This window comes from Shewanella sp. (assembly GCF_013214165.1).
Lineage (GTDB): Bacteria > Pseudomonadota > Gammaproteobacteria > Enterobacterales > Shewanellaceae > Shewanella.
Map to the genome: position 1 here is coordinate 1 of NZ_JABSSM010000104.1, position 9,909 is coordinate 9,909.

Annotated in this window: 6 protein-coding genes and 2 pseudogenes; 3 read left to right on the forward strand and 5 right to left on the reverse strand. The window is 39.2% G+C overall.

From position 1 onward, the window contains the following. Nucleotides 1-206: 206 nt before the first annotated feature. The 4 genes and pseudogenes from HRU42_RS18990 to HRU42_RS19005 all read right to left on the reverse strand — a co-directional run. A pseudogene (locus HRU42_RS18990) lies at nucleotides 207-413 on the reverse strand (transposase); the annotation flags it as partial. A 167-nt stretch (nucleotides 414-580) separates the two neighbouring features. Next, nucleotides 581-2,986 (reverse strand): FtsX-like permease family protein, encoded by a 2,406-nt coding sequence (locus HRU42_RS18995; protein WP_295033420.1) that lies wholly within the window; start codon nucleotides 2,984-2,986, stop codon nucleotides 581-583. A 1-nt stretch (nucleotide 2,987) separates the two neighbouring features. Continuing rightward, nucleotides 2,988-3,701 carry an ABC transporter ATP-binding protein gene (locus HRU42_RS19000; protein ID WP_295033421.1) on the reverse strand — a complete coding sequence of 238 codons (714 nt, stop codon included), beginning with the start codon at nucleotides 3,699-3,701 and terminating at the stop codon, nucleotides 2,988-2,990. 30 nt (nucleotides 3,702-3,731) lie between these two features. Next, the gene (locus tag HRU42_RS19005) at nucleotides 3,732-4,988 is read right to left on the reverse strand and encodes an efflux RND transporter periplasmic adaptor subunit (protein WP_295033422.1); all 1,257 of its coding nucleotides are present in this window, start codon (nucleotides 4,986-4,988) and stop codon (nucleotides 3,732-3,734) included. A gap of 254 nt (nucleotides 4,989-5,242) precedes the next feature. On the opposite strand from HRU42_RS19005, the gene HRU42_RS19010 reads away from it, so the two are divergent. Next, complete coding sequence (locus tag HRU42_RS19010) at nucleotides 5,243-6,670, forward strand: sigma-54 dependent transcriptional regulator (protein WP_295033424.1); 1,428 nt, start codon at nucleotides 5,243-5,245, stop codon at nucleotides 6,668-6,670. A gap of 41 nt (nucleotides 6,671-6,711) precedes the next feature. Then, the gene (locus HRU42_RS19015) at nucleotides 6,712-8,055 is read left to right on the forward strand and encodes an ATP-binding protein (RefSeq protein ID WP_295033427.1); all 1,344 of its coding nucleotides are present in this window, start codon (nucleotides 6,712-6,714) and stop codon (nucleotides 8,053-8,055) included. A 164-nt stretch (nucleotides 8,056-8,219) separates the two neighbouring features. On the opposite strand, the gene HRU42_RS19020 is transcribed toward HRU42_RS19015, so the two are convergent. Further along, complete coding sequence (locus HRU42_RS19020; protein ID WP_295033429.1) at nucleotides 8,220-9,347, reverse strand: ISAs1 family transposase; 1,128 nt, start codon at nucleotides 9,345-9,347, stop codon at nucleotides 8,220-8,222. An 8-nt stretch (nucleotides 9,348-9,355) separates the two neighbouring features. Here HRU42_RS19020 and HRU42_RS19025 point away from each other — a divergent pair. After that, nucleotides 9,356-9,544 (forward strand): annotated as a pseudogene (locus tag HRU42_RS19025) (integrase); the annotation flags it as partial. Nucleotides 9,545-9,909: the final 365 nt, after the last annotated feature.

Below are 9,909 nucleotides of genomic sequence, written 5' to 3' on the forward strand. Positions count from 1 at the left end.
ATTGATTGATGTTGCATGAGTTAAGAACACTTGTCAGTTGCTTAGGAATCGCGTTAAAATTCATCTTGTGCTCTCTCATTTTTGATTAGTGGTTCGCACTTACTATTTGATCATGAGATGAGCACAATTTCCATGTTTTATTAAATAATACTGACTAATCATATAGATATTTAGTTTTAGCTTAAGATCCTACGTATGAAGCAGGGCTAACGCATTTTAATCCCTGATTCTAGCAAGGTTGAGCGGTAATCATCATTTAGCGCTGCCATCTTCTTTTTACGCGCGATGCTGGCTGATTTAGTTTCATCTTGTTTAAGTAAATTCAAGGCTATTTTTCGCATCACATTAAATGCTAGCGCTCCATTGCCTCTACGGATCCTTGATTCATCTTCTCTGAACGTCATATCTAATACCAACCGGAAACAGGTGATCGGATAATCCCGGAATCAGTGATCGGTTTACTCCGAAACATGCACCAACTATTTAGCAGGAAATATTATTTTCCCTACTAAATGTGAGCGGCAGTAAGAAAATAGTTAAATAGTATGACTATGTCCCAACTTAATTATTTACCTCGTACTTATTCATCACGTAAAATGAGTGATGGTCTATTACTTGCTGCTTTAAAGGCAAGGCTTGCTACAGTAAGCCAAGTAATCACAATAATAATTACTGCGGCTAGAACGTAAACCCATACAGTTTGCTCGATACGCTCATTAAAATTAGCTAACCAGTCACCTATCAACCAATAACTTAGTGGATAAGCGATAACAATACTTACAACCACTAATAATAGGAATTCTTTGGCTAGTAAGTTCACTATACTTAAGCGTGTCGCGCCGAGCACCTTACGAATGGCGACTTCTTTTTGACGACGCAGGGTAGCAAACGATGCTAAACCAAAGGTGCCTAAACAGGTGAGGAGTATTGCCAATAAACTAAAAATGCTGACCATTTCTAAGGCTCTGTGTTCGTTTTTATGGGTGTTAACATAATCATCAGAAATTGAGCTTATGTTTACGTCGCTTAAATGTAACTCTTCGGTGATTATTTGCTGTACTTGTTTGCTTAGCGATGCCATATTGACATTTGTAGCTTTAATAACAAGATTACTTGTGCCGTGGATGGCGTAACCTAAATTTAACGACATAGGTAATACTTGTTGTCGTGCAGAGCCAATTTTAACATTTTCTATCACACCAACGATTTTGGCTTTCATATTATCGTATCTTCGCTCTATCAAAGTAAGACCAATCACTGACTCTAGGTCTTGATAACCCGCTAATTCAACCATGCGACGACTAACAATAACACTAATACTTCTGTTGTCTTGTGCATCACGATGATACCAATCTCCCCTAAACTGTGGAGAAAAGTCTCGCCCAGCAAGCAGTTTAAGCCCTAAAGTTTCAACGGGGTTATAGCTAGTTACAACAGTCGGTTGCATCTCTGATACTACTTCGCCATTTGGCCAAGTTAATTGAAAATCAAATTCCATATCATTAGTTAGATCAGTATTAGAAGCGGTAACGCTTTCAACTCCAGGTAATCTTTTAATCCTAGTAAATAAGCTGTTGTGACCATTTTTATATAAAGCCTCACTGGGTAACTCCTTTACAGTCAGCCTTGAAGACTTCTCATAACCGACATCTAGATTATCGATTAACTGCATTTGCTGATATAAAGAAGCTGTAGCTATTATCAACCCGATAGATAATGCACCTTGGAAACATAACGTAAGTTTCCGAACAAATATAGCAGTACCACCACGATTCAAATCGCCACTAAGCACGCGTTTAGCACTAAAGGAAGCAATAAATAACGCAGGATATAAACCCGATAATAAGCCTATAGCAAATATTACTACTACAGTTATTAACATGAACAGAGAGTCATAACTCAAACTTAGTTGTCTATCCATCATTTGATTAAATGGAGGTAAGATAAGTTCTACCAAAACAAATGCTATTAATCCAGCGAATGCTACCACCAAAAAAGATTCAGTTAAAAATTGCATAACTAGCTGACTTCTAGTCGCACCTAATGCCTTACGAACACCGACTTCTTTAGCGCGCTTTGCCGACTGGGCAATATTAAGGTTAATAAAGTTGATGCTAGCAATAAGAATCAATACCACACTTAAAGTAATGCATATTTGTAACATGATTAACGAACCGCCTTTCTTCATTACAAAGGGGCCATTACTCTCAAGGTGTAAGTCTTGCATATTGATTAACGTTGATGTCACGTTTGGGTCAGCTATCCAAGGCTGAAATATATGAAGTTCTTTAGTGAGTTGTTCGTTAAAAGTAGCGACATTAGTACCAGGAAATAACTTGTAATATACATAACCTTGGCCTCGTTCTATAAAGTTACTCGGCATATGAGTCAAACTATCAAATTTAAAGTGGGTATTGTCGGGTAAGTCTTTAAAAATTGCGCCAATAGTGTACTGACCATTTTCATGGTTTAGTCTGGTACCGACAACATCCGTACGTCCAAACAAACGTTTTGCTTCACGTTCACTTATAACTAATTGACCAGGCTTACTAAGTGCCACAGTAATATCACCCGCAAGTATCTCTAATTGAATAAAATCGAGGATATTGGTTGGTGCAACATATAAATCATTCAAGCGATGATAATTACCATTAACCTCAACTAAATTACTTATTTGAGGATCCGTTCCTTCAATATCGCCAAGACCAAAGGTTGCTTCTAGTTGGCTATTGTTTTTTAATTTATTGGCCACGTCAAAACCACTTTTTGAAATGACTTGTAAGCCTAGAGGGGTAAAATCTGAATGGGCTAGATAAATACGCTCATAAGTAGGATGTTGTTTATCGTAAGATAGTTCATTTTCAGAAAATAACGCCATTAAAATAGCGGCTGCTAAACCTATACTTAAGCCAACAACATTAAGAAAAAAATGCTGAATGTTTCTTCTTATAGAACGTAATGCAGTGATTAAATAATTGACTATCATGCTAAGCAACCTCTGCTGTTATGCCTGAAGGTCTAAGGACCTGATTGGCTTTATCTAACATAATTTGACCATCAAGCAAGCGCACTAGACGGTCGGCATAATTACCTTCTTTTTCTGAGTGAGTTACCATAATTACGGTGGTACCTTCTTTATTTAGTTCACGTAACATCGCCATAACTTCATCTCCATTTTTAGAATCTAAGTTACCAGTCGGTTCATCGGCCAAAATCAGTTTAGGATTAATAACTAAAGCACGGGCAACCGCAACGCGTTGTTGTTGTCCCCCTGAAAGCTGTTGAGGTAAATGGCCAGATCTATGGTCAATACCAACACGTTTTAAAATAGTTTCGACACGTTGTTTACGCTCACTCTTGCTGATTTTTTGATACAAAAGTGGCAACTCTACATTTTCATAAACGCTCAACTCGTCAATTAAATTAAAGCTTTGAAAAACAAAACCAATAGAAGCTTTACGCAACTCCGCTAATTTCACCTCGTTATATGCTGAAATGTCATTGCCAGAAAATTCAAAACTGCCGCTTGTCGGTGAGTCCAGCATACCCAATATAGATAATAGGGTTGATTTACCGCAGCCTGAAGGTCCCATGATGGCAACAAACTCACCCTCGTTAACGGTTAAATTAATATTATTCAGTGCCGTTGTTTCTAGATCTTGGCTGCGAAAAACGCGGCTTAAATTAGTTATGTTAATCATTATAATTCCTTTAGTTGACTTTATTTCAAGTTAGTTTAATTGTAATTGTTGAGCTTTATCGAAGTTGCCATAACTTGAAGTGATCACTCGATCACCTGGTTCTAGACCTGATAGCACTTCGAAATAGTCTTGGTTTTTTTTACCTAAACGAATATCACGACGCATGGCTGTATCACTATTTTCCTCTAGTACGAAGACCCAATTACCACCTGTACTAGAAAAAAATGCACCACGTGCCAACAACAAGGCATTGTCTTTATTGCCATTGAACATCAAATCGATATTAATGCTTTGGCCTCGCTTAATGGTGCCGATATCTTTAGGTAAATCGACCTCGATTTGAAATTGTGATTGGGTAACTCGGCTATCAATTTTACTGACTTTGGCGTTGACCTGTCTGTTTTCCAATTCAACCATGACAGCCATACCTCGGTGCACTTGATTTAGATAAAATTCATCGAGGCGAACCACGAGTTTATACTCGTTAGGGATGTCGATTTGCCCTAGGCGAGCTCCGCGTTCTTTCGACTCGCCAATTTCCACATCAAACTCACTTAAATAACCCGTAGATGGCGCCTTAATCAGTAAGTTATCCAAGTTATTACGGGCAAATTGCAGATTTTTTTCTAACATTTTTGCGCTATCTTCTAATTGTTCAACTTGTACCTTACGTATGCTATTTTCTTGTTGCTGTCGCTCTATGGTCAGTGCTTTTCTTGCTTCATAATATTTTAGTTCGTCGATTATCTCTTCGAGTAAGCTCTTTGCTAAACTCCCCGTTGAAACCAAGGACTTTGATTGCTGTAAACGTCTTTTTAAATGAGTTATTTGTAGCTCAATTTCTAACAAGTCGCGTTGTAAGTTCAGTCGGTTAGTTTCCATATTCATTTGCGTATTACGTAAAAAATTAAGTTGCTCAGTGACTTGAGCTTCACGCCCCATAACATCAAGTTGCAAGGTAGTATTACTCAAACGTACTAAAGGCTGGCCTTTCTCTACATACTCACCTTGCTCCACTAAGCGTTGTTCAACTTGGCCGCCAGCAACCGTATCAAGATAAATAGTCGTTTTTGGTAATACCTGGCCGCGCAAGCTCAATGCATCAACAAAGACACCTTGGCTTACCGCGTTAATCGTGACGCTATTGATCGCCAAGTTTTGGCTTCGTCCGCCAGCACTTGATTGGCTAAAACTATAAGCTGCCGAAATTACACCAAAAAACATTCCCCCTAAAAGACCATACTTTAAATACTTTTGTAGTGGAGAGCGGTTTATTTTTTTATCCATTGAGTATATTCCTACTAATTCACGATTAGGTTGATTTGTCTTAATTAGTAGGAGTTATTACAAGACTTGTGCCAAAACATAAATGCTATATAAAACAGCAGCTTGGAAGGTTGTTGTTTTTTCAGCGGCGGTAGGGTGTCCACTTATAGAACACTTCAAATATAACAAAGCGCCCATTTATGGACACTTTATGGCTGGACGACTTAATCGAATGTAGGTTAGACTAATAAAAATGTGGTAAATGGATAATCAAAATGAAGCAAGCAGGCTCAATTTTAATTGTTGATGATAATCCTGATATATTAATTGCTGTAAAGTTATTACTTAAGCAACATTATCAAACCGTCGTAACAACTAATAACCCTTTTGACATCGAAAAGGTTCTTAACGAGCAGAAAATAGAAGTGATCTTACTGGATATGAACTTTAACCATGATGCTATAAGTGGTCAGGAAGGTTTTTATTGGCTTAAAAAGATTATAGATCAGTACCCTTCAGTGGTTGTGGTACTGATGACAGCTTATGGTGATATTCAATTAGCCGTTGACGCGATAAAAGCGGGTGCTTCAGATTTTATTGCCAAACCGTGGAAAAATGAACAGCTATTACGTGCTATTGCTGCCGCATTTTCTCATGCTAAAGATAAACAAAAAATAGGAGAACTTACCCGGCAAACCCAAGGATTAAATCATGCCCTTAGCGGTCAAAAATTTGAATTTTTAGGGCAAAGTCAAACAATGAAAAAGGTATTTGATACTATTGAAAAAGCGGGGAAAACCGACGCTAATATTTTGATTACAGGTGAAAGTGGTACCGGTAAAGAGTTAGCCGCACATGCTATACATTTAGCGAGCAATAGACGAGATAAGGCTTTTATTAGCCTCGACATGGGCTCTATTGCGCAGAGTTTGTTTGAAAGCGAATTGTTTGGTCACAAGAAAGGTGCATTTACTGATGCGAAAACCGATAGAACTGGTCGATTTGAGCTCGCCCATGAAGGCAGTTTATTTTTAGATGAGCTGGGTAACTTACCCCTTAGTCAACAAGCAACACTATTAGCCGCGTTGCAAAATCGTCAGATCACTCCTGTGGGTGGTACTAAACCGATAAGTGTGAATATACGACTCATTTGCGCCACTAATGAACAACTATCTCAAGCTGTAACGGATAACCGATTTAGACAAGATCTACTATACCGCATTAATACCGTCGAAATACGCTTGCCGCCATTACGCGAACGAGTAGACGATATCCCCTTACTTGCCGAATATTATCTTGAGCATTTTAGTCGTAAATATAAAAGAACTTTAAGTTTGGAACCCAACGATATGCTTGTGCTTTGCCATTACTCTTGGCCAGGTAATGTACGTGAATTGGCTCACGTCATTGAGCGAGCCGTTATTTTAAGTGACAGTGACAGTGACATATTAGATATTCGGTCAGTAATTGTTGCAAACGTGCCCAGCAAGCCTGAGAAATTTGGTATTGGTGAGCCGAATTGTTTTCATGAAAATTATAATGTAGATAATACTAATCCTGATAGTTTTAATCTGGCAATTTTAGAGCAGCGTACCGTACGTGCAGCCCTTAAACATCATCAAGGGAATGTTAGCCAAGCAGCAAAGGGGCTGGGTTTGACTCGAGGCGCTATGTACCGTCGTTTAGAGAAATATGATCTTTAAGCAGATAATCCCCTACGACTTAATTAAATGGATTGTATGATATGAACTTTTTAAATAATCGCCATTCGTTATTATTTCTTATTAATATTATAGCCTTACTGGCTTGTATTACGCTGCTGACCCGTGTGTATACCACGATTGGAATGTCAGCGACTTGGTTATTGCTATTAGTTTTAGCGATATCGTTAATTGCTTCATTGTTGACACTATTTAAGCGGCAAGACCAACAGCTGATACAAGTAATTAGAGCTCTGGCTAATGGTGATCATACCTTGGGATTTAGTGCTCATCATCCAATGCGAGAGCATTTTAAGGGAGTTAAGAACCAAATGCAGTCAGCACGTTTTATTGCCGAACAACAAAGTGATTTTTTGAAAGCCTTATTGGTACACGTAGACCTTGCTGTTATTGTTTGCGATGCTCAAGGTAATATTATTGAGTCTAATCCTGCAGTTGCCAGGTTACTTGGAAAAAGTGCAGGTCACCTCAAAGAGCTTTGTCATATTGGCACTATCATTTTGGCTGCACAAAAAAACTTGCATAGTACCGTGCAATGGCTGCATGGAGAGCAGCAAGATACCTTCACCTTGCAAATCAGTATTGCTGAAATTCTGGGACAAGAATGTAAGATTGTCACTTTACAATCAATTCATGAACTGTTGATAAATAAAGAGCAGCAGGCCTATAAAAGACTTACCCAAGTACTCACTCATGAAGTTGCTAATACCATTACACCACTATCCTCTCTTGCACAAACATGTCTGGGGTTAATACCAATAAACCTGAACTTTATCGATGAAGAAAGCAAACAAGATTTAACCTTAGCACTTAATACGTTAGCTTCTCGTACCGAATACTTAAGTGAGTTTATCGCTAGTTTTAGGCAGATTAGTAACCTACCTCTGCCTAACTTAGTACCGACTCAAATAGCACCTATTTTAGAACGTATGCAAATACTTCATCGACAACAGTTTTCTGATTCTGATATTACTTTAACAATTGATATCCAAAGTCAGTATTTGGTAATGTTAGATAATGGCCAAATTGAACAGGTACTTATTAATCTTGTAAAAAACGCTATTGAAGCGGTACGATTAAATATAAACCAACATGTTATTCTGGGGGATAATGAGATTGAACAAGGTAGAATTTTACTAACCGTTGCACAAAACAGTGCTCAACAGCTCTATATTGAAATAGCTGACAACGGTGCGGGTATTGTGTCAGAGGCGAGAGAGATGATTTTTGTCCCTTTTTTCACCACCAAACAGCAAGGGTCTGGTATTGGTTTGAGTCTTTCAAGGCAAATTATGATTAATCATGGCGGTGATTTAGTTTTTCTTACTCGCCCCAAAGGTGCTTGTTTCAGGTGTATATTTGGGTAGCCTATGTTCATTCGAGTCTTTTAAATTCCAATATTTGCATATAACCTAATTTTATGTCTAGACTTTCCCATTTTTTGCTTCCGCGTATCTATCTTGAAAGATCAGATCACGCTAACGACAAAAAGTTCATTCGACTTAAGAAACCAGGGCTAACGCATCAACGTCTACTTGTTGAACAACCCCATGCTTTCGAACAAATATTCCTCATTTAGACAGCAGAGTCTGCGCTTGTTAGCCATGCTCAGCGATCGTGATTTGTTTTGCTTCAACATGTTTAATATCCATTGTCGAATGACCGCTAAATTTTCACCCGCAAATCCTGCTCGGGCTTGGAGCTGATCTTCTTTAAATGCTACATCTAAGATCCAATGCAGATGGTTTTCTACCGACCAGTGCATTCGCGTTGCCTTTAGTGCTGCGGTAGCCTCAAGTTCTCGGCTGCTTATATAATAGCGAACATAATCACTGGTTTTGTTCTTCAAAGTTCGTTCGGCTTGAACCGCGATGACGATTTTTGCTTTCCATTTCAGACAAAGTGGCAGACTGTCGTCAACGGGCATGACCCAACAACGTCGGCGTTCCTTTCGGCCATGCAGCTTATCAAACTGCTCATCGAAAGCAGCCCCTAACTCATCCGTTGGCGTATTATCCCAGTGAGCCTGAAAGAGCTGTTTCGCTTCATTACACAATTTTGGTTGATTGTCCTTCACCGCCAGCAGGTAATCACCGTCTTTCTCAAGGATAATGCTAGCAATTTTGGTCTGTGTGCCTGCTGCATCAATACTGACTAGGCACCCCTCAAGTTCCAGCAGTTTGAGCAGCTTTGGGATCGCTGTAATTTCATTCGACTTATCCTCTATCTTTTGTTGGCCGATACACACTCCCAAATCAGTAGACCAAGCGTTAACCATGTGGATCGTTTTATTGCCACGTCCTTTGCCTGCACCGCGAAGCGCCTTTCCATCAATCGCCAATTGGCCAGTGACCTTTTCATTGCCGATGATGTCTTGAACCCACTCTTGGAAGATTGATTTGAGACTTTCTGGAGGCAAAATGGCAAACACTCGGTTAAAGGTGTCGTGGGATGGAATACCACCAGGCAAAGACAACCATTTCTTGAACCATTTTTCCCGCTCTCGGGCAAACAGAGTGATCTCAGTCCATGTGTCAAATCCACACAGCATGGCGCATGTAGCCATGAACACTACTTCTGATAGGATATGGGAACACTTAGACTCAAGACGTGGGTCAGCTAAGGAATCAAGGTATTCAATCAAGGGTTTTTGGGACATAAGTAGACACTGCTTGGTTAGCATCAGGTGAATCCCCTGAGTGGATAGCTAAGCAGATGGGGCATGCCAATACAAACATGCTATTCACCGTCTACTCTCGCTATGTACCCAACTTAACACGTAGAGATGGCAGTGCATTCGAGAGTTTTTTAAACCAAAAACTAAGAGGGTCAAATAATGAAGCCGAGTACGATTAAAAACCTAGCGCAGTACTTATGTCACCGCTTGTATTGCTCACCAACCGGTAATGAGCTGATCTGCCTATTAGGAAATGATAACAGCACACATAATATTGATGCTCTTATCAGTTGGATAAAGCAACGGTATAATCTTCAACAATCAGTGGACTTAGATTGGTGGGATTCTCAACTAAGAAAGCACCTTTTATCAAAAGGTGTGGCCATAGACTGAGTAAATGCAAACGGTTTTATCACTTTGCTAAGCAAAACACACTGCCAAAATATCGCAGTGTTTTTTGCTTAGTAAAGCCAGCTAATGAACTAGAATTTGAAGTTCCTCATTGAATTATTTATCGTTCAAATAACAATCAGTAGTCACGCCG

What these genes read in the sequence shown, in the direction of transcription:
- HRU42_RS19010 (WP_295033424.1), top strand. Translation starts at nt 5,243, where the DNA reads ATGAAGCAAGCAGGCTCAATTTTAATTGTTGATGATAATCCTGATATA.
- HRU42_RS19015 (WP_295033427.1), top strand. Translation starts at nt 6,712, where the DNA reads ATGAACTTTTTAAATAATCGCCATTCGTTATTATTTCTTATTAATATT.
- HRU42_RS19020 (WP_295033429.1), bottom strand. Translation starts at nt 9,347, where the DNA reads ATGTCCCAAAAACCCTTGATTGAATACCTTGATTCCTTAGCTGACCCA.
- HRU42_RS18995 (WP_295033420.1), bottom strand. Translation starts at nt 2,986, where the DNA reads ATGATAGTCAATTATTTAATCACTGCATTACGTTCTATAAGAAGAAAC.
- HRU42_RS19005 (WP_295033422.1), bottom strand. Translation starts at nt 4,988, where the DNA reads ATGGATAAAAAAATAAACCGCTCTCCACTACAAAAGTATTTAAAGTAT.
- HRU42_RS19000 (WP_295033421.1), bottom strand. Translation starts at nt 3,701, where the DNA reads ATGATTAACATAACTAATTTAAGCCGCGTTTTTCGCAGCCAAGATCTA.